The 19,888-nt window shown below is 66.7% G+C and carries 17 protein-coding genes; 8 read left to right on the top strand and 9 right to left on the bottom strand.

The annotated features are described in order from the left end of the window. Positions 1 to 8: 8 nt before the first annotated feature. On the bottom strand, positions 9 to 488 hold the full coding sequence (locus BLS52_RS14165) for a nucleoside deaminase (RefSeq protein ID WP_090587579.1): 480 nt from the start codon (positions 486 to 488) through the stop codon (positions 9 to 11). A gap of 92 nt (positions 489 to 580) precedes the next feature. Between BLS52_RS14165 and BLS52_RS14160 the strand changes: the two genes are divergently transcribed. The 4 genes from BLS52_RS14160 to BLS52_RS14145 all read left to right on the top strand — a co-directional run bounded on the left by BLS52_RS14160 (position 581) and on the right by BLS52_RS14145 (position 4,380). Continuing rightward, a complete protein-coding gene (locus BLS52_RS14160) occupies positions 581 to 1,489 on the top strand; it encodes a PLP-dependent cysteine synthase family protein (protein WP_090587578.1) in 909 nt (302 codons plus the stop codon). Beyond that, entirely contained in the window at positions 1,446 to 2,090 is a 645-nt protein-coding gene (locus BLS52_RS14155; protein ID WP_026544932.1) for a dihydrofolate reductase family protein, read from the top strand. Before BLS52_RS14160 ends, BLS52_RS14155 begins: the two co-directional genes overlap by 44 nt. A 72-nt stretch (positions 2,091 to 2,162) precedes the next feature. Further along, on the top strand, positions 2,163 to 2,993 hold the full coding sequence (locus tag BLS52_RS14150) for a DUF1206 domain-containing protein (RefSeq protein WP_090587576.1): 831 nt from the start codon (positions 2,163 to 2,165) through the stop codon (positions 2,991 to 2,993). A gap of 67 nt (positions 2,994 to 3,060) precedes the next feature. Next, complete coding sequence (locus BLS52_RS14145) at positions 3,061 to 4,380, top strand: hemolysin family protein (RefSeq protein WP_090587575.1); 1,320 nt, start codon at positions 3,061 to 3,063, stop codon at positions 4,378 to 4,380. Here BLS52_RS14145 and BLS52_RS14140 read toward each other — a convergent pair. From BLS52_RS14140 to rhaI, 7 genes are all read right to left on the bottom strand, one after another. Further along, positions 4,375 to 5,298 (bottom strand): DMT family transporter, encoded by a 924-nt coding sequence (locus tag BLS52_RS14140; RefSeq protein WP_245702882.1) that lies wholly within the window; start codon positions 5,296 to 5,298, stop codon positions 4,375 to 4,377. The two genes, BLS52_RS14145 and BLS52_RS14140, sit on opposite strands and share 6 nt — an antisense overlap. A 111-nt stretch (positions 5,299 to 5,409) precedes the next feature. Next, positions 5,410 to 6,138: a cupin domain-containing protein gene (locus BLS52_RS14135; RefSeq protein WP_090587573.1), complete on the bottom strand. Its 729-nt coding sequence runs from the start codon at positions 6,136 to 6,138 to the stop codon at positions 5,410 to 5,412. After that, positions 6,135 to 6,821 (bottom strand): DUF6807 domain-containing protein, encoded by a 687-nt coding sequence (locus tag BLS52_RS14130; RefSeq protein ID WP_090587571.1) that lies wholly within the window; start codon positions 6,819 to 6,821, stop codon positions 6,135 to 6,137. The genes BLS52_RS14135 and BLS52_RS14130 overlap by 4 nt, the downstream gene beginning before the upstream one ends. Positions 6,822 to 6,914: 93 nt before the next feature. Continuing rightward, the gene (locus BLS52_RS14125; protein ID WP_245702881.1) at positions 6,915 to 8,036 is read right to left on the bottom strand and encodes a Gfo/Idh/MocA family protein; all 1,122 of its coding nucleotides are present in this window, start codon (positions 8,034 to 8,036) and stop codon (positions 6,915 to 6,917) included. A gap of 16 nt (positions 8,037 to 8,052) precedes the next feature. After that, on the bottom strand, positions 8,053 to 9,474 hold the full coding sequence (locus tag BLS52_RS14120) for a rhamnulokinase (RefSeq protein ID WP_090587569.1): 1,422 nt from the start codon (positions 9,472 to 9,474) through the stop codon (positions 8,053 to 8,055). A 10-nt stretch (positions 9,475 to 9,484) separates the two neighbouring features. Next, the gene (locus tag BLS52_RS14115; protein WP_175460182.1) at positions 9,485 to 11,521 is read right to left on the bottom strand and encodes a bifunctional aldolase/short-chain dehydrogenase; all 2,037 of its coding nucleotides are present in this window, start codon (positions 11,519 to 11,521) and stop codon (positions 9,485 to 9,487) included. A gap of 2 nt (positions 11,522 to 11,523) precedes the next feature. Next, positions 11,524 to 12,690, bottom strand: coding sequence for an L-rhamnose isomerase (gene rhaI / locus BLS52_RS14110; RefSeq protein WP_090587566.1), 1,167 nt, complete (start codon positions 12,688 to 12,690; stop codon positions 11,524 to 11,526). A gap of 252 nt (positions 12,691 to 12,942) precedes the next feature. On the opposite strand from rhaI, the gene BLS52_RS14105 reads away from it, so the two are divergent. From BLS52_RS14105 to BLS52_RS14090, 4 genes are all read left to right on the top strand, one after another. Beyond that, complete coding sequence (locus tag BLS52_RS14105; RefSeq protein ID WP_090587564.1) at positions 12,943 to 13,941, top strand: LacI family DNA-binding transcriptional regulator; 999 nt, start codon at positions 12,943 to 12,945, stop codon at positions 13,939 to 13,941. Between the two features lie 252 nt (positions 13,942 to 14,193). After that, on the top strand, positions 14,194 to 14,532 hold the full coding sequence (locus BLS52_RS14100) for an L-rhamnose mutarotase (RefSeq protein WP_090587563.1): 339 nt from the start codon (positions 14,194 to 14,196) through the stop codon (positions 14,530 to 14,532). Beyond that, the gene (locus BLS52_RS14095) at positions 14,529 to 15,617 is read left to right on the top strand and encodes a Gfo/Idh/MocA family protein (RefSeq protein WP_090587561.1); all 1,089 of its coding nucleotides are present in this window, start codon (positions 14,529 to 14,531) and stop codon (positions 15,615 to 15,617) included. The genes BLS52_RS14100 and BLS52_RS14095 overlap by 4 nt, the downstream gene beginning before the upstream one ends. Positions 15,618 to 16,148: 531 nt before the next feature. Beyond that, positions 16,149 to 18,713 (top strand): rhamnogalacturonan lyase, encoded by a 2,565-nt coding sequence (locus BLS52_RS14090; RefSeq protein ID WP_090587560.1) that lies wholly within the window; start codon positions 16,149 to 16,151, stop codon positions 18,711 to 18,713. Between the two features lie 77 nt (positions 18,714 to 18,790). On the opposite strand, the gene BLS52_RS14085 is transcribed toward BLS52_RS14090, so the two are convergent. Then, entirely contained in the window at positions 18,791 to 19,870 is a 1,080-nt protein-coding gene (locus tag BLS52_RS14085; RefSeq protein ID WP_090587558.1) for a hypothetical protein, read from the bottom strand. Positions 19,871 to 19,888 lie beyond the last annotated feature (18 nt).

Genomic DNA, 19,888 nt, shown 5'->3' with positions numbered 1-19,888 from the left:
CTGCGCAGTCAGTAGTCGGTGCGGTCAGTGAGTTCAGCCCAGGCGCGGAAGGGCTCCGCGCCCGCTGACTCTGGAAGGTCCACGTGCAGCAACTGCATTGACCGTTCCTCCACAGGCTTGGCGAAGAATTCGTAAAACACGGCGTCGTCAAAACCCGCCTGTGCCGCATCATGGCGATCCGCTGCGTACACGATGCAGTGCACCCGCGCCCACAGTGCGGCGGCCAGGCACAGCGGGCACGGCTCGCAGCTCGTATAGAGCATGCATCCGCTCAGATCGAAGGTCCGCAGGGATGAACAGGCGTTCCGGATGGCCATGACCTCGGCGTGGGCGGTGGGATCATTGTTCGCCGTCACGCGGTTGGTTCCCTCAAAAGTGCGTCCCTCGTCAGTGACGATGAGGGCGCCGAAGGGGCCGCCGCCGTCGTGCACATTCCGGGTTGCGAGGTCGATGGCGCGGGCGAGGAACTGCTCCTCCACAGTGCTCATTCTCGAACCCTACACCCGGGTGTGGACGCCGGTCCGGGCTCCAGGCGGCCGCCGCCGTCGATCTCTCTCCGGCCGGTCCGTAGAGTGCAGGTATGACGATTTCTGCCGGCGCTGACCGTGCCTGGTCCGATGAGGCGATCCGGCGGATCGACGCCGAGGGCAACCGGTCCGCCGATACCCACCTGCTCGCGTTGCCCATCCCGGAGAGCTGGGGCATCGATGTCTATCTCAAGGATGAGTCGACCCACCGGACGGGCAGCCTGAAGCACCGGCTCGCCCGCTCGCTGTTCCTCTTCGGGCTGGTGAACGGGTGGATCCGGGAGGGCGCCACGATAGTTGAGGCGTCGAGCGGGTCTACCGCGGTCTCCGAAGCGTACTTCGCGCAGCTGCTGGGGTTGCCCTTCGTCGCGGTGATGACCCGCTCCACCAGCCCGGAGAAGATCGCGCTCATTGAGCAGTACGGCGGAACCTGCCACTTCGTCGACGACGCCTCGGAGGTGTACGACGCCGCCGAACGGGTCGCCGCCGAAACCGGCGGACACTACATGGACCAGTTCACCTACGCCGAACGCGCCACTGACTGGCGCGGCAACAACAACATCGCCGAATCGATCTTCCGGCAGATGGAACACGAGCGGTTCCCGGTGCCCGAGTGGGTGGTGGTCGGCGCGGGAACCGGAGGAACCAGCGCCACCATCGGTAGGTACCTCCGATACAACCGGTACCCCACGCGCCTCGCCGTCGTCGATCCTGAGAACTCGGCGTTCTACCCGACCTGGGCGGGCGGCAGCGCTGCCGTCGGTCAACCCTCCCGCATCGAGGGGATCGGACGGCCCCGGCCCGAGCCGAGCTTTATCCCCTCCGTCATTGACGCGATGATCCAGGTGCCCGACGCCGCCTCGGTCGCTGCCTCCCGCCACCTGCGCTCGTTCGCCGGCAGCACAAGGAGAGGTACAGATGAACCAGCTGCTTCGGGTCCAGAACTTCTGCGTGTCGAGTGACGGCTATGGCGCCGGCGAAAACCAGAGCTTCGAGAGGCCCTTCGGCCACGCAGACCCGGGCGCCATGTTCGCGTGGGCGGGGGCAACGGCGAGCTGGCCGAACCGCACGGACCCCGGCGGAACCCGGGGCATCGATGATTACTTCACCCGGGACTTCACAAACAACATCGGGGCGGAGATCATGGGCCGCAACAAGTTCAGCCCGCACCGCGGCCCCTGGGAGAGCGAGGAGTGGCAGGGCTGGTGGGGTAGCGAGCCGCCCTTCCATACGCCTGTCTTTGTGCTGACCCATTATGAGCGGCCGTCCTTCACCCTTTCTGACACCACCTTCCACTTCATCAACGCTGACCCGTCCAGTGTTATGGCGAAGGCCCGTGATGCTGCCAACGGCAAGGACGTACGGCTGGGCGGGGGCGCCGCCACCATCCGGGAGTTCCTTGACGCGGATCTGGTGGACACGCTGCACGTGGCGGTCTCACCGATACAGCTCGGCGGCGGGTCCCGGCTCTGGGAATCACCCGAGGAGCTGCTTGACCGATACCACCTTGAGACTGTTCCCAGTCCGAGCGGGGTGACGCATCACCTGTTCTGGCGTCGCTGAGCGCCGGCGCCTTTTTCCGCGCCCTGCGGGCGGCGGTTGTACCCTGAAATACCAGGGAATGCAGGAGCGGTGATGTCGACAGACGAGAACTCTCTGGCACGTCAGGCCGCCGATGCGGCAGAGGACGCGTCGGACCACAAGGCGCTCGACGTCGTCGCGCGCTTTGGGTTCGCTGTTCTCGCCGTGGTCCACATTCTGATTGGCCTGATCGCACTGCAGATCGCGTTCGGCGGAAACGGCGAGGCCGAGCCCAGCGGGGCCCTGGAACACCTGGCCGGCGGAACCTTCGGTCCGTGGACCATGTGGGCGTGCGCGGTCGGGTGTCTGGGGTTGGCCGCGTGGCAGTTCAGCGAAGCGACGCTACGTGCCCGGCACCTTCCCACCGGGCAGCAGGTGTCCAAGACCATTTCCTCAGGGTCCCTGAGCATCATCTACGGCAGCATGGCTTTCACCTTCGCCCGGTTCGCCTTTGGCGGGGAGGTGGACTCCAGCGAATCCACCCGGGATTTCACCGCCTCCATGATGGAATCCCCGTTCGGCATCTTCGTGATTCTCGCCGTCGGTGGGACTGTGTTCGGGATTGGTGTCTATTTTGTCTTCAAGGGGATCCTGCGCAAGTTCCGGCCCGAACTTGCGCACTTCGAAGACACGCGACGGGGTGCTCTCATCGACGTGCTCGGGGTGATCGGGCACGTCGCCAAGGGGCTCGCCCTTGTGCTGGTGGGCATGCTGTTTGTGGCCGCCGTAATGACGCATGATCCGAGCCGTTCCACCGGTCTTGACGGCAGCCTGAAGGCGCTGCCCGAGCACCCCTTCGGTATCCCGCTGCTGATCACCATTGCCGTTGGGCTGATCTGCTACGGGATCTTCGCGCTGGTCCGCTCCAGGTTCGGACGGATGTAACGGTGCCTGGCGGCAGTAGGGTGCGGACCGGCAGGACTGTCTGAAACCACGCCTATAGGGTGAAGAGGTGGACACTGACACTCTTGTGAATGCCCTGCTGGTTCTCGTCTTCGTGCTGATCGGGGGTGTGTTCGCGGGCACCGAGATGGCCATCGTCAACCTGCGCGAGGGACAGATCAAGCGCATCGAAGAGTCCGGCCCCGGTGGTGCGAAGACCGCCACACTGGTCCGCAATCCGAACCTGTTCCTCTCGGCCGTGCAGATCGGCGTCACACTGGCCGGATTCTTCTCCTCGGCCTACGGTGCATCCACCCTTGCGCCGGACGTGGCGCCAATCCTGGTGGACCTCGGAATAACGGAAGGGACCGCCAATACGCTGGCCCTGATCGGGATGACGCTGGTCATTGCGTACCTGTCGCTGGTGCTCGGCGAACTGGTTCCCAAGCGCCTCGCCATGCAGCGCGCCGTCGGATTCACAAAGGTGCTTGCTCCGCCGCTCAACGTGTTCGCCGTGCTGATGCGCCCGGTGATCTGGCTCCTGTCCGTGTCGACCAACTTCGTGGTGAAGCTGGTCGGCGGGGACCCGCATGCCACCACCGAGGACTACACTGCAGCGGAACTGCGGCAGCTGGTCCAGGACACCCCGGACCTGCGGCAGGAACACCGTCAGATACTTTCCGATGCCTTCACCGCAGGCGAGCGCCTTGTCGAAGAAGTGAAGCGCCCGCGAACCGACGTCGAATTTCTGGACCAGGCCATGCCGGTCAGGGAGGCCGGCGATGCGGTGCGCAGTCTCCCCTTCACCAGGTATCCCGTGTACCGGGAGTCGATTGACGACGTCGTCGGCTTTATCCACCTCCGCGACCTGCTCACCCACGAGGGCTCCGGCGGGGAGCCGATCGCAGGGCTTGTCCGTCCCATCCTCGCCGTGCCGGGATCCAACAAGATCCTGCCGACCCTTACGCAGATGAGGCGGGAGGGACACCACATCGCCCTGGTGGTTGACGAATACGGCGGCACCGACGGGATCGTCACGCTCGAGGATCTCCTGGAGGAACTGGTGGGGGAAATCTACGACGAGTACGACGACGACCGCGCCGGCCATCCGGAAGCGCACCGGCTCGAGGGCGGTGAAGTGCTGGAACTCGATGGTGGGCTGATTCTTCAGGAGGCCTCCGAGAAGATGGGAGCTGAGCTTCCCGACGACGGACGCTATGAGACGCTGGCAGGCCTGGTCCTTGATCTTCTCGGCCGTCTCCCCCAACGTGGCGACAGTGTGGAGGTCGCCGGGCACCGTATCGAGGTGGACAGGATGGCTAACCACCGGATCGAACGTGTGCGGGTTACCCGCCTCGAGGAGGCCCAGGAGCCGGACGCCGGGTCATAGCCGGGGAACGTCCACCGCTGCGGGGGCCGTCCGGCGCACCGGTACGGTCAGCACAGCGAGGCTGGCAATCACCAGTCCCACGCCGGCCCAGCCCACCGGAGGAAGCCGTTCCCCGACGATGAGGACGGCGAGGATCGCCGCGACCACCGGTTCCGCCAGCGACAGGGTGGTGGCCGTGCTCGCCTTCACCCGGGCGAGGCCCAGGCCGAAGAACACGTAGCCGAGGAACATCGGCACCAGCGCCATGTAGATGCCCACACTGAAGTTGGTCCACGAGTCCAGCAGCGGTGCACCGGTGATGAAAAGCACCGGCATCAGCAGGACACCGCCCGCCCCGAAGATTGCGCCCATCGCCACCCGGGACGGTACGCCGCCCTGCATGGTCCGATGCGCAGCCCAGGAGTACAGCGCATAGGTGGCGCCGGCCAGGAGCCCGAGCAGGACGCCCAGCGCAGTATTGCCCGCTCCGGCCGCCCTCGCCGGCTCGACGACGGAGAGCAGTGCTACTCCCACGAGCCCGACGCCGGCACCCACCACCCAGCGCGCGCTCAGCCGGTGCCGGTCGATCAGGCGTTCGATGACGGCCGAGGCAATCGGAGCGGACCCGATCGAGATGACCGTACCCACGGCCACGCCGGCCAGGCGCATGGAGCTGTAGAAGGCGAGCGGGTAGATCGCGACCGCCAGGCCGCCGACCGCTACGGTGACCCACCGCCGTCGTAATTCATCGCGGGCGGAAGCCAGCGCCGGGCCCGCAAGGAGCGCCTGGAGGAGACCTCCGACGCCCATTGCCGCTGCGCCGATGGCGAGAGGACCGACGTCGGGCGCGAACGTCGCCGCGGTTCCGGTGGTACCCCACAGCACGGCGGCGATGAGCACGAACAGCGCACCAAGGCCGGCACCGGGGGAGACAGTCACAGCGGAAAGCCTATCCGGGCGGCGCCGGGCAGAATCGCCGGTTGGTTGCAGGTGCGTCGAAAGGTAACGACGTTCCTGTCGGGGACCGGCGTTCCTGCACACGGGGAGCGGTCAGGTGTCCCACACCTGGAGCCGCCCGCACATCCCGAAGGCGCGTGGCTCCGGACGCGGAACAGCACGCACGACGGCGGCATCCGCCAGATGCGCAGCGTCACCGGCGGCGAGGGACGCCAGTTGCGCGCGGGTGGTCTCGACGTCGGTGAGGACCGTCTCCGACCAGAGCTTCGTCCACTGCTCGACCCTGGGCTGCACCAGCGCCGCGGCGGCGGCGTAGAACTCCTCAAGCGGCCCGCGGTCACCGTCCTGCAGCGGGCTAAGCAGGGCACGGTAGCCCTCGATCGCAAGGTCCCGCCGTCGTCGTGCGGCGTCGGCACGCTCGCTCTCCGAGCCGTCCGGCAGGGTCACCGCTTCCTGGTAGCGATCAGCATCCGACACGACGTCCAGCGGGAAGGTGAGCACGGCGTCGCCGGCCTCCGGCAGCCCGGAATTCTGCATGACCGTCAGGATATGCAGGTCGCCGGTGTTGATCAGCCGGTGCACCGTGCCCGGGCTGAACCACAGGACGGACCCGGCGCTGAGCGGATCCCGGGCGAAGCCGTCCGATGAAAGGGTGTGCACCTCTCCCGTTCCACCGGCCACCACGTAGCCCTCGTTCGACACGGTGTGCAGGTGCGGGGTTCCGCCGTGGTGGCCGTCGTCTGTTTCCCACTCATAGACGCGCAGGTCGCTGATACCCACGCTGCCGGGGAACGCCGGTCCCTGGGGCAGGGCAGGTGTCACAGCGAGGCGCCCTTCGCGATCCGCTCGATGTCGCCGCGCTCGCAGATCCGGTCCACAAAGACGTAGCGGTGCTGCAGTCGCAGCGACTCTCCGGGGGTGAGCGTTATTTCCTCATCGAACGCAGGGGAGGGGGCGAGCGCCGCGAACGGTTCGCTGCGGACAAACCACTTCAGCGGAACCGACGACGACGACGTCCCCGCCAGCGCCACGATGGTGGCGCCGCCGTCGAGCCCGTCATGCTGGCCCGCGAGGGCGATCCACGGCGCCGACGTTCCCATCATCGCTTCACCCCCGGCGCCGTCCGGTCCGAGGATGTCGCAGCCGGTCCAGCTGCGCGGGCCGCGCCAGAAGAAGCCGGTGTAGCCGGCGTTGGGGCGGCCGTGGGTGGTGGGGCTGCCGAAGTCGAGGGTGCGGTCGGAAACGTTGGTCAGTTCCGTGGCGAAATCCAGCTGCCAGGATTGTTCCTGCACATCGACGGCGGAGAAGACGGTCTCGCGCTGCTCCGAGAGCCAGCGCTCGCCGGCCGAAGTACGCCAGGAGAGGTCCTCGCCGACGGTGATCCGGTCCGGCGTCGTCGAGAGCGAGGGGAAATCGTCGTGTTCAATCGACCCCAGGTTGTCGCGCCACTGGTAGTCCGTCTCCGGTGAGAACGTGGGCCCGCCCCAGAAGTTCTGACCGGAGATGTGGGACCAGGCGGGATGAACACGTACGTCGCGAGGTCAACGGCGCCGCAGGAGATGACGAGTTCGCTGTTGTTCGGGCGGCTGAGCTGCAGGTCAGGCATCGGCTGCCTCCTTGATCGGTTCGCGGGATCCCTGCCCTGATCCGTTCATGGACCAGTAGAACGGATTATCCCGGTGAAGCTCGCTGCGCTGTACCCGCCGGCCCGTGAACGCGGACTGGTACAGTCCCGCAACCAGTTCAAGCACCCGCCGCCCATCATGCCCGGACGCCGCCGGGCGCTCCCCGCGCTCAAGCGAGGATACGAGCTCCTCCAGTTGCACCGCGTGGGAGCTGGCGAGGTTCTGGGTAGGGGCCCAGGCACCCACCACATCGGGGCCGACGTGCGGTGCGGGCGTCCACCTCCAGTGCGAGTTGTCGTACCCATAGAGATGCTCCACCTCCACCGTGGCATCGGCGAAGTCGAAGCGCAGGTAGCTGGTCTCCCGCGGCGAGAGCACACTGTTGACCACCGACACGATCGCGCCGTTCTCGAAGGTCACGTGAGCGAAGGAGACGTCTTCGGTTTCCACCTCCCGTCCGAGCGTTGCCATGGTGGCGCTGATTTCAGTCCAGTCGCCGAGCAGGGACAGCAGCAGATCCATCTGGTGGATGCCGTGGCCCATGGCGGGCCCGCCGCCTTCCGTTTCCCACTTACCCCGCCACGCGACGTCGTAATAGGCAGTGTCGCGGTACCAGAGCGTGTGGCAGATGCCCACCAGCGGCGCCCCGAGATCACCGGCGGCGATCTGCGCACGCAGCGTGCGCGCGGCGGATCCGAACCGGTGCTGGAATACGTAGGAGGCGTACGGGCCGGCGGCACCCTCGTGCTCGAGGATGGAATCGTATTCGGCGAGTGAAAGTGTCGGCGGCTTTTCGCACCAGACCGAGGCGCCGGCGTCGAGCGAGCGGATCACCGCGTCGGTGTGGGAGCCCGGCGGGGTGCACACCACCACGAGGTCGGGCTGCACCTCGGCGAGCATATCGGCCACGGCTGTGAAGGAACGGGGCGCACCCCACTCCGCCGCGACCTCCATGGCGCGGCCGCCGTCCATGTCGACGACCGCGTCAATGCTGACCCGGTCACCAAGTCCGCGCAGGGCGGGCAGATGCTGCCCCTGCGCGATGCCTCCGGCTCCGACGACGGCGGTACGGATAGGGGTACTACGAGCTGACACTGGGGTTCCTTCGCTCTCAGGTGGTGCTGAACGCCTTGCTCGGTTCATAACGGGAGGTTTGGGCAGTGCCGCGGACGGCGGCGCGGATTTCCTTCAGGGTTGCGTTCTTGCCTAGGGCACCGTCGGCGCGCGCCTGGACCAGCACATTGCCGAGGGCGGTGGCCTCGACCGGACCGGCCACGACAGGCAGGCCGGTAGCGTCCGCAGTGAGTTGGCACAGCAGCCGGTTCTGCGAACCGCCGCCCACAATATGCACGACGTCGATCGGCCGGCCACTGAGTTCAGCCGCCTGTGCCAGCGTCCGCGCGTACACCTGCGCCAGGCTGTCGAGGATGCAGCGGACGACGGCGGCCTCAGACTCGAGCGCCGCGCCCGCGGCTTCACGGATGCGGGCGGGCATGTTGCCCGGAGCGATGAAGGCATCCGAATCGGCGTCGATCGTGGGTCCGCCGGCCGGAAGGGCGGCCGCGTCTGCCAGGACGTCCTCGAGGGTGACTTCCGCTCCCCATTCGCGCAGGCACTCGCTCAGCAGCCACAGGCCGCCGCAGTTGCGCAGGTAGCGGATGGTGCCGTCGACGCCGCGTTCGTTGGTGAAGTTCGCGGCCCGGCTCTCCCCGGTGCGGATCGGCTCGTGGAGTTCCACGCCGACCAGCGACCAGGTGCCGGAGGAGATGTAGGCAAAGTTGTCCTGCCCGGCTGGAACGGCTGCCACCGCCGACGCAGTGTCATGGGAGCCGACGGCGATGACCTTGGTCGCCGGGTCCAGTCCGGTGTGGTCGGCAATCGCCGGCAGCAGGGTGCCCAGCGTGTTCCCCGCTTCGATCAGCGGCGGGAAGAGTGTGCGCGGGATGCCGAGGGTGTCAAAGAGTTCGCCGGCGAAATTGCCCGTCGAGGCGTCCAGCAGGCCGGTGGTGGAGGCGTTGGTGACCTCCGTCCGGCGCTCCCCTGTGAGCCGGAAGCCGAGGAGGTCGGGGATCAGGAGCGACTGTCCGTTCTCGAGGTTCGGTTCGGCGGCGAGCTGGTAGATGGTGTTGAACGGGAGGAACTGCAGGCCGGAGGTCTCATACAGCCGCTCGAAGGGGACTTTCTCGTGGACCGTGCCCGCCACCTCCGCCGTGCGGGAGTCCCGGTAACTGTGGGGCTGGGAAGTGAGGGCGCCGTCGTCGTACACCAGGCCGTAGTCCACTGCCCAGGTGTCGACGCCGATACTCACGATCCGTTCACCCTTTGCGTCCGCCTGCTCGCGGGCCAGCGTGAGGCCGCGGAGTACCTCGTCGAACAGGGCGGTGAAGTCCCAGCGCAGCGCGCCGTCGATCTCCTGTACCCCGTTGGGGAAGCGGTGCACCACGTCGAGCGTGGGGCCGTCGGCGCCCATCCGGCCGAGGATGACCCGGCCGGATGAGGCTCCGATATCGACGGCGGCGTAAACCTGCGTCATGGTGAGCCGGTCAGCGCAGGAAGGCGGCGGCGACGCCGGCGTCGACCGGGACGTGCAGCCCGGTGGTGTGGGACAGTTCAGCGGAGGTGAGGACCGCAGCGGCGTTGGCCACGTTCTCCGGGAGTACCTCGCGCTTGAGGAGGGTCCGCTGGGCGTAGTACTCGCCGAGCTTCTCTTCGTCCACACCGTAGACCGCGGCGCGCTTGGCGCCCCAGCCGCCGGCGAAGATGCCGGAGCCGCGGACCACGCCGTCGGGGTTGATGCCGTTAACCCGGACACCGTATTCGCCGAGTTCAGCGGCGAGCAGGCGCACCTGGTGGGCCTGGTCTGCCTTGGTGGCTGAGTAGGCGATGTTGTTCGGGCCGGCGAAGACGGAGTTTTTCGAGGAGATGTAGATGATGTCTCCGCCCATTTCCTGGTCGATGAGGACCTTCGCGGCGGCCTTCGAGACCAGGAACGAGCCCTTGGCCATGACGTTGTGCTGCAGGTCCCAGTCCTTTTCGGAGGTTTCCAGCAGCGGTTTGGAGATGGACAGGCCGGCGTTGTTGACCACGAGGTCCAGCCCGCCGAAGGCAAGGACGGCTGCGTTGACCGCGTCCTGGACCTGTTCGGTGCTGGTGACGTCCGCCTGGACTCCGATGGCGACGTCGGGGCCGCCGAGTTCCTCGGCTACCTTTTCGGCGTTCTCGAGATTCAGGTCGGCGATGACCACGCACGCACCCTCAGCTGCGAGGCGGGTGGCGATGGCCTTGCCGATACCCGATGCTGCGCCGGTGACCAGCGCGATGCGGGTGGCGTGGGACTTGGGTTTCGGCATCCGCGCGAGTTTGGCCTCCTCCAGTGCCCAGTACTCGATGCGGAACTTTTCCGACTCATCGATGGGCGCGTAGGTGGAGATCGCTTCGGCGCCGCGCATCACGTTGATGGCGTTGAGGTAGAACTCGCCGGCCACGCGGGCGGTCTGCTTGTTGGCCCCGTAGGAGAACATTCCGACGCCGGGGATCAGGACGATCGCCGGGTCCGCTCCGCGCATGGCTGGGGAATCCTCTGCGGCGTGGCGCTCGTAGTACGCGCGGTAGTCCTCGCGGTACTCCTTGTGCAGTTCCTTCAGCCGCTTGACGGACTCCTCGATGGAGGCGTCTGAGGGGAGGTCCAGGACCAGGGGCTTGACCTTGGTGCGCAGGAAGTGGTCCGGGCAGGAGGTGCCCAAAGCGGCCAGGCGCGGGTGTTCCGTTGAGGCAAGGAAGTCCAGGACGGCGTCGTCGTCCGTGAAGTGCCCAACCTGTGCCCGGTCGGTGGAGGCCAGGCCGCGGATCACGGGGGCGAGGGCCGCGGCCTTTGCGTGGCGCTCCTCCGGCGACAGGGCGGCGTAGCCCTCAAGGGGCTCGCCGAACGGGTTGGCTCGGCCGTTCTCGGCGATGTAGCGCTCAGCGGTCTCGATGATCCACAGTGAGTTGTTCTCGGCCTCCCCGGAGGTCTCACCCCAGGCGGTGATGCCGTGACCGCCGAGGATGGTGCCGACGGACTGCGGGTTCTCGGCCTTGATCGCGGCGATGTCCAGGCCCAGCTGGAACCCGGGGCGGCGCCAGGGAATCCAGACCACCTTGTCGCCGAAGATCTTCTGCGTGAGCGCCTCGCCGTCCACGGCGGTGGCGATCGCGATGCCGGAGTCCGGATGCAGGTGGTCCACGTGTGCGGCGTCGACGAGGCCGTGCATGGCGGTATCGATCGACGGGGCAGCGCCGCCCTTGCCATGCAGGGTGTAATCGAACGCGGCGACCATCTCGTCTTCGCGGTCCAGGCCGGGGTAAACGTTGGTCAGGGCGCGCAGCCGGTCCAGGCGGAGCACGGCCAGGCCCTGCTCCTTGAGTGTGCCGAGGTCACCGCCGGAGCCCTTCACCCAGAGCAGCTCGACGTTTTCGCCGGTGACCGGGTCCGTGTCGGTGCCCTTCGCGGAGGTGTTCCCGCCCGCGTAATTGGTGTTGCGCTTGTCCGCGCCGAGCCGGTTGGACCGCTCAATGAGGTCCTGGACTGTTGGGTTATCCATGCTTACGCGCCCCATCCTGCCTGCTGTCCGCCCTTGCGGTCAGCGTTGATTTGTTCCTGGTAGCCGCTGGCCCTGTACTCCGCCATCGGGTCCGCGGAGAGGCCGCGGGATGCACGCCACTCGGCCAGCGCCGGACGCACATCGGTGTAGAAGGCATCCATGAAGAGCGCATGCGCACCGAGTACGTCGCCGGCCTCCTGCGCCTGGGTCAGGGCACCGCGGTCGATCAGCAGCGCCCGTGCAGCCATCTCCTGGACATTGAGTACCGAGCGGATCTGCCCGGGGATCTTCTCTTCGAGGTTGTGGCACTGGTCCAGCATGAGAGCCACGTTGCTGGCCGGATCCAGGGCGTCGCCGCGGACCACCTCGTACATGATGCGGAAGAGCTGGAACGGATCCGCGGACCCGACAATCAGGTCATCGTCCGCGTAGAAGCGGGAGTTGAAGTCGAAGGAGCCGAGCTTTCCCAGGCGGATCAGCTGCGCGACGATGAATTCGATGTTGGTGCCCGGGGCGTGGTGCCCGGTGTCCAGGCAGACCAGCGCCTTCTCGCCGAGAGCCAGGGTATGGGCGTAGGAGGTTCCCCAGTCCGGAACGTCGGTGTGGTAGAAAGCCGGCTCGAAGAACTTGTACTCCAGCACCATGCGCTGGTCATCACCCAGGCGCGCGTAGACCTTCTGCAGCGAATCGTGCAGCCAGTCCTGACGGGAGCGCATGTCACCCTGGCCCGGGTAGTTGGTGCCGTCCGCCAGCCAGATCTTCAGGTCCTGGGACCCGGTGACGTTCATGATGTCGATGCACTCGTACATGTGGTCGAGGGCCTTGTTGCGCACCGCCGGGTCGCTGTGGGTGAGGGAGCCGAACTTGTAGATGTCGTCCTGGAACGTGTTGCTGTTGATGGTGCCGAGCTTCATACCGAGGTTCTGCGCGAAGTCCGCGAGCTCCGTGTAGTCCTCCACCTTGTCCCAGGGGATATGCAGCGCAACCGACGGTGCCAGGCCGGTCAGCTCGTTGACCTTCGCCGCGTCCGCGATCTTCTCCTGCACAGTGCGCGGGGTGCCCGGGGTCTGGAACACCTTGAAGCGGGTTCCGGAATTGCCGTAGGCCCAGGACGGCACCTCAATGGCCAGATTCTCCAGGGTTGGCGTAATGCGGCTCAGGTCAACCATTACTTCTCTCCATCTACGGCCGTGGGCTCCAGGGCCGGCGCGCGTCGTCGTCGTTTTGCACCGGCTCTTCACCGGAGGCAATGGGGCGTTCGGTGGAGAGCCAGGAGATGAATCAGATATTGAATCGATTCATTAGCACGTTTCAAAGGTATCCTTGGCGGTAAGTGGTGTCAAGCAATTCGGTGAAAGCCGCAGATTCTCCGGCGCCGCGTCCCACAACCGAGCACTTCCGCGAAATGAGGGTCTGTCCGGATGGTCAGTATCAAAGACGTTGCCGACCAGGCGCAGGTTGCCGTCGGTACGGTGTCCAACGTCCTCAACAACCCCGACCGCGTGGCGGAAAAGACGCGCGAACGGGTGCTCAATGTCATCTCCGAACTGGGCTTTGTCCGCAATGACGCCGCCCGGCAGCTCCGTGCCGGGCTCAGCCGGACCATCGGGCTGATTGTCCTCGACGTGAGCAACCCCTTCTTCTCCTCGCTGGCGCGCGCCGCCGAGGACCGCGCGGCGGAGTCGGACAGCACGGTGCTGCTGGGGGACAGCTGCCACGACGTCGGGCGCGAAGGCCGCTATCTCGATGTGTTCGAGCAGCAACGGGTGAAGGGCGTGCTGATTTCCCCAGTGGGAAACATCGACTCCCGCCTTGAGCAACTGCGGGCGCACGGAGTGCCGGTAGTCCTGGTTGACCGGGTGGACCCTCAGCGGCGTGTGAGCTCGGTGTCGGTCGACGACGTCGCGGGCGGTTACATGGCCGTGAAGCACATGCTCACGCGGGGCCGGCGGCGAATCGCCTTTATCGGTGCCTCGACCGATATCCAGCAGGTCGCGGACCGTCTCACCGGAGCCCAGCAGGCGGTGGCCGAGTATCCGGATGCCGAGCTGGAGGTGGTGGAGGCCGCAGCGATGACCGTTCTTGCCGGGCGGGCCGCGGGTGAGCTGCTGGCCGAACGCGGCCGCGGGGGCCTGCCGGACGGCATCTTCTGCGCCAATGACCTGCTGGCGATCGGCGTCATGCAGGCGGTGCTGCTCATCCGCGGGCTGCGCATTCCGGAGGACCTCGCGCTCATCGGTTACGACGACATCGACTTTGCCCAGTCCGCCGTCGTACCGCTGTCCACCGTGCGGCGACCGACGGAACTCATGGGGCGCACCGCCGTCGAGCTGTTGCTGGAAGCGATTGACCGGACCGCCGCCGAGAGCCGCCAGGTGATTTTCCAGCCGGAACTGGTCACGCGCGGCAGTACGCTTTAGCCTCGTCCCGTTCCCGCCCGCCCCCGGAACTTTCGGGCACCCCTGGTGGGATCGCCGGCGTCGGGCTCGCCAGACGTGCGCAAAAGTTTCGACGGTTTCGGGGTTCTGAATGGACCGTCCGGTGTACCATTGTATGAAACGATTCACATCAGGCACGAATCTGTGGGGGTTTTTGTCGCCTAACTGACGTTTAACCGCACCAAAGCAGCAGTTAGGCGACAAAAACTCCCGAGCGCCGCTGAGAGGAGATCCATGGAACGCGTCTGTTTCCAGTTGCAGGTGAAGCCCGACCGGCTGCAGGAATACAAGGAACGCCACGCCGCGGTCTGGCCGGAGATGCTACGCGCACTCAAGGACACCGGCTGGAACAACTACTCTCTTTTTCTCCGCCCGGACGGGCTCCTGATCGGGTACGTGGAAACGGAAGACTTGGCAGCGGCACAGCGCGCGATGGCGGAAACCGAGGTCAACGCACGCTGGCAGGCCGAGATGGGGGAGTTCTTCGTGGAACTTGAGGGTCGTCCGGACGAGGCGTTTGTGCGTATCGAAGAGGTCTTCCATCTGGAGGACCAGCTCGGGCGCGTCGAATGACCCGCACCCTCCGCGCCGCCATTCTCGGTACCGGCGCCGTCGCGCACCTGCATGCCGAGGCGCTGGCCCGGATCGACGGTGTCACCGCTGTTGCCGCCGCGGACCCCAGCGCGGAACGCGTCCGCGACTTCAACGCCCGGCATGGCATCACAGCCGGGTACGGCACCCTGGAGGAGTTGCTGGCGGCGGAGGCCGTCGACGTCGTCCATATTTGTACGCCGCCTGCGGGACATGCGGAACAGGCAAGGGCAGCGTTCGACGCCGGTGCCCACGTGATTGCCGAGAAGCCACCCGCGCTCTCCCTCACGGAGGTGGATGACATGCAGTCCGCGGCTGCCGCCGCGAACCGCCAGCTCGCCGTCGTCTTCCAGCAGCGGACCGGCACTGCCGCCGCGCACATCAAGAAGCTGCTGAGCTCGGGAGAGCTGGGCCGGCCGCTGACCGCCGTCTGCCATACGCACTGGTACCGCGGGAGCGGCTACTACGAGGTCCCGTGGCGCGGAACCTGGGAATCCGAGGGCGGCGGCACCACGCTGAGCCACGGTATCCATCAGATCGATTTGCTGTCCTACCTGCTTGGGGAGTGGAGTTCTGCTTCGGGTCAACTCTTCCGCCTGGACCGGGAGGTGGAGACGGAGGACACGTCGTGCGGCGTCGTGGTGTTTGAAAGCGGTGCCGTCGCGTCCGTCATGACCACGGTGCTCGCCCCGCGCGAGTCCAGTCTGATCCGCATCGACACGGAACACGCCACCATCGAGCTGGAGCACCTGTACGGCCACAATCATGCGAGTTGGAAGCTGACTCCTGCGCGCCATGTCGACGCCGGCCGCGTTGCCTCGTGGGCGCTTCCCGCCTCCGAGGTGCCAAGCGGACACGACGCGCTGCTTTCCGAGGTCTACGGTTCGTTGTTCGCGGGGGCGGACGTGCCGCCAGTTGCCGCCGATCCGGCGAGGGCCATCGAGATGGTCGCGGCGCTCTACGCGTCCGCCGGGCGGGGAGCACCGGTGTCCCGGGCGGAATTGGCGGCATCTGAGTTCCGGGGAAGCATGCGCGCGCCGGTGACGGACCTTCGCCCCGCGCGGTAAGTGCCCTGCTCCCGATCTGCCGGTTGCGCTCGATGGCCAAGCCGGTCTTCCATCCGCGCCTGCACCCGACAGAGCACGCCGGGCGCCGGTAGGGGTGCGCCGGGCGCCGGTTGCGTAGGTCGGACGCCGGTTAGAGCAATTCGGACACCCTGTAGAGCAATCCGAAAATCCTGTAGAGCAATCCGGACACCGGTTCGAGCAGACCGGACGAGGGTGAGCGGAACGTTGCTCCCCTTTGTCTGGGTTGCTCACGCGCCGCAGTAGGCCACTCCCGTAGCGCGCCCGCAGGAGGCCGCACCAGGCGGTGGCCGCGGGGTGCGGAGGCCGCACCAGCAGAAGCCACACGAGACAGGGACCGAGATCGGTAGACCCAGGCGGGGGTCGGGCCAGCAGGAGACTCGCGGCGGAGAGCGCAATAACCACCCGGCGGGACATCCGATGCCGAATCACATCGACCTTGGAAAAACCTTGACCTTCCACAACAGCTCGCCTAGCGTATAGAAAGCGCTTTCCCGTTGAAAGGATTCAAAGATGAACTCGCGCTTTCACCTTCTTCCCGTACCGGCAACGCTCGCTCTGAGTGCTGCCCTGATTGCCGGGGGTGGCGGCGTTCCAGCCGCCGCGGCTCCGGCACCGGATGCCCAGGCCGGCATCCAGCTCGAACACCTCGACCGCGGTCTCGTCGCCGCCGCAACCTCCGAGGGGACCTTCCTCAGCTGGCGCCTTCTCGCCACCGAAGTCATCGGCGCCAGTGAAGCAGGCCAGACCGGCGCCGACTTCGCCGTCTACCGCAACGGCGAGAAAATCGCCACGGTGACCGACAGCACCAACTACCTCGACCCCGACGCAACGGAGGGCACCACCTACTCGGTTGCCGCCGTCGTCGACGGTGTTGAGCTGCAGCGCAGCGCGGAAGTCAGCCCCTGGGCGCAAGGGCACACCGACATTCCGCTCCAGAAGCCGGCCGACGGCGTTACCCCCGCCGGTGAAAGCTACACCTACTCCGCAAATGACATGAGCCTGGGGGACGCGGACGGCGACGGCGACTACGAGTACGTGGTCAAATGGGATCCCTCGAACTCCAAGGACGTCTCGCAGACCGGCTACACCGGCAACACCTACGTCGACACGTACACGATGGACGGCACGCTGCTGCACCGCATCGACCTCGGCGTGAACATCCGCTCCGGCGCCCACTACACGCAGTTCATGGTCTACGACTTCGACGGCGACGGCCGCACCGAGATGATGATGAAGACCGCGCCGGGCACCACAGTCACCCGGTACACCGACGGGGTCGCGGGCGAACCGGAGTACATCACGATGCCGGCCGATGACGTCGCCGCCGGCTACAGCAACGAGGACGACTACCGGAAGAGCGCGGCCGACTACTACGAGCACGTCGTGGACATGTTCGCCGGCTGGCACGAGCACCCCGAGGTGGTCGCCGATAACTGGCCGGCCACGCTTGAGGATGCGTTCGGCATCGAGCAGCGTTACGAGTACCCGCTCTCGGACGCCGACGCACGCGCCATGGCGGACTACTTCATCGACGAGTACGCGCCCAGCCGCAGCACCCGCAACAATCTCCGCGCGTTCGAAGGCTTCATCCTTGACGGCCCCGAATACCTGACCGTGTTCGACGGCGCCACCGGGGAAGAGCTCCAGACCGTCGACTACGAGCCGGGACGGCACGACGACGGCCTCATGTGGGGCGACTACGCCATGAGCCGCATCGAGCCGGGCAACCGCGTGGACCGGTTCCTCGCCGGCGTTGCCTACCTGGACGGCCAGCGTCCGTCGGCGGTCTTCGCCCGCGGCTACTACACCCGCTCCACCCTCGTTGCCTACAACTGGGACGGAAAGAACCTTTCCAAGGTCTGGAACGTGGACAGCGGCTGGACGCCGATGACCAACCCGTTCAATGACGGCCCGCACGGCCGCCTCGGCACCGACCCGGAGTTCGGCTCGATCACCACGCAGGGCTTCCACTCGCTGAGTGCCGCGGATGTTGACGGAGACGGTCGCCAGGAAATCGTCTACGGCGCAGCCACAATCGACGACGACGGCTCCCTCCTCTACAGCTCCTTCGACACCCTGCCTGAGGGCAGCGGTAACCCGGGCGCGGAAGCGGGGCTGGGACACGGCGACGCAATGCATGTCACCGACATTGATCCGAACCGCCCCGGCCAGGAAATCTGGACCGTCCATGAAGGTGGCCGTTGGGCTCCGTATGGTTCAGTGATGCGCGACGCCGCCACCGGAGAAGTTCTCTTCGGCGCCTACTCCGGCCGGGACACCGGGCGCGGCATGATCGGCGATGTCCGTGCCGACGTCGAAGGCATCGAAGCGTGGGCCAGCATGCCGGGCGGCAGCGACGGGTCGGGCCTGCTCAGCGCAACGGGCGAGCGTGTCGATACCCGTACCCCAGGCACCAACATGAGCATCAAGTGGGCGGCGGACCTGACCACGCAGATCGTCAACCGTTCCAGCAACGGAGCTCCCACCATTGACGACTGGACCCGCGGAACTGTCCTCACGGCGGAGGGCACGCTCACCAACAACGGCACCAAGGGCAACCCCTCGCTGGTGGCCGACGCGTTCGGCGACTGGCGCGAGGAACTGTTTGTCCGCACGGCTGACAGCTCCGCGATCCGCGTGTACCTCAGCACCGAGGTCACCGGGCACAAGCTCACCACGCTGATGCACGACCTGCAGTATCGCGCGGAGGTGGCACGCCAGAACACCACCTACAACCAGCCGTCCTACACGAGCTACTACCTCGCCTCGGACATGGACTTTGCGGACGTTCCGGTTCCAGACGCCTGGACCCCGGGACTCATCGGTTACCTGCAGGCCACCCTTGACTCGCTCATCGAGAGCGGTGACGTTGCAGGGCCCGTAGCGAAGCAGTTGGAGACCTCACTCGCCCAGGCGAGGGACGGCGTCGAACAGGGAAACCTCGAGAACGTCGGCAAGGCGATGGACCGGTTTGTGCAGGCCCTGAACCAGGGCAAGAAGCCGGACGTCGTGTCGGATAACGCCCGCGCGGTGCTTGAGAACGGCGCCCAGACGGTCCTCGGCATGGTCCGGTAATCCTCGGCTAACCCCGGAACTTTCGGGCAGATATGGCGGGTTCGGCACGGCTGAACCCGCCTTATCTGCGTAAAAGTTCAGACGTCATTGCGGGTGAACGCGGCGGCGCGGACAACGTCGTCGTTCTCCAGGCCGGCGCCCAGAGCGCCACCCACGGTCGCCAGCGCTGCGGTGAGCAGACTGAGCTGCGCGTATTCCGCCAGTCCCACGGAACTCCCGACGACGGCGGCAAACACCCCCGCATCCACCAGCAGCACCGCTGCCAGGAAGGACAGGACGAAGAGCGCGCCGAAGAAGGTGAGGACGCCGATGACCACGGTTGCCGTCGTCGCGATGTTGAAGAGCGTGACCTGCTCCCGCTCAAGCCGCCGCCGCGGCCGTTCCCACAGGTCCGCGCCGATCATGAGGGTCAGGGTCACCGCGCCGACCGCGAGCACGGTCAGCAGGATGAGCCGCACGGGTCCGTAGGCAGTTGCCAACAGCCAGAGGTCGCTGGTTGCGAGAGTCACCACGCCGGCGGCCGCCGCCGCGGTCAGTGCGCGGGACAGGGTGACCGCCAGCCGCCACGGCCGGTTCGCGAGGATGAGCCCCAGCAGTACGCGCGCGTTTCCCGCGACCACGCGGCCGGTGAACTGGATAGGGTTTTCGTCCGTGAGGTCGGGCAGGTCATCCGCCATTTCGCGGGCGCGGCGGGCGCGGTCCTCAGGCTCGTCACCGTCGTCCCACCCGGCAAGCGGCCCGACCAGGTGAGCCACCGCCGTCGTCAGGCTCTCCCTCCGACCGACGGCCCGTAGGGCAGGCAAGGCGACGAGCCCTACCTTGTGGACGGGGCTGATCTGGGTGAGGACCGGCTTCCGCCCGCTGCGGAGCGCCAGATCGCTGACGACGACGGCGAGATCCCAGTCCTCATCCAGCAGCCGGTCGCGGGCGGTTTCCAGGAGTTCCGACGGTACGTGTCCATCGAGGGTTTCGGCCGTGAGGGATACGCGCCACGCGACTCCGGGGTACAGGTCGGCGAGGAGTCGCGGCAGCGCATCACCCAGCTCCTGCGCGGACACCGGGTCGAGGGACGGAGGCACCACGACGCCGAGGGTCAGCACGGGGACATGGTCGCTGTCGGGAGCTTCGTTCGGCGGGGACGGGGGTGTATCGGGCACCGGTCAATGATCGCCGGG

This window comes from Arthrobacter subterraneus, assembly GCF_900099735.1.
In the GTDB taxonomy this organism is placed as follows: domain Bacteria; phylum Actinomycetota; class Actinomycetes; order Actinomycetales; family Micrococcaceae; genus Arthrobacter_D; species Arthrobacter_D subterraneus.
The sequence above is the reverse complement of the archived record's forward strand: the minus strand, read 5'-3'. Positions and strand labels throughout refer to the sequence as shown.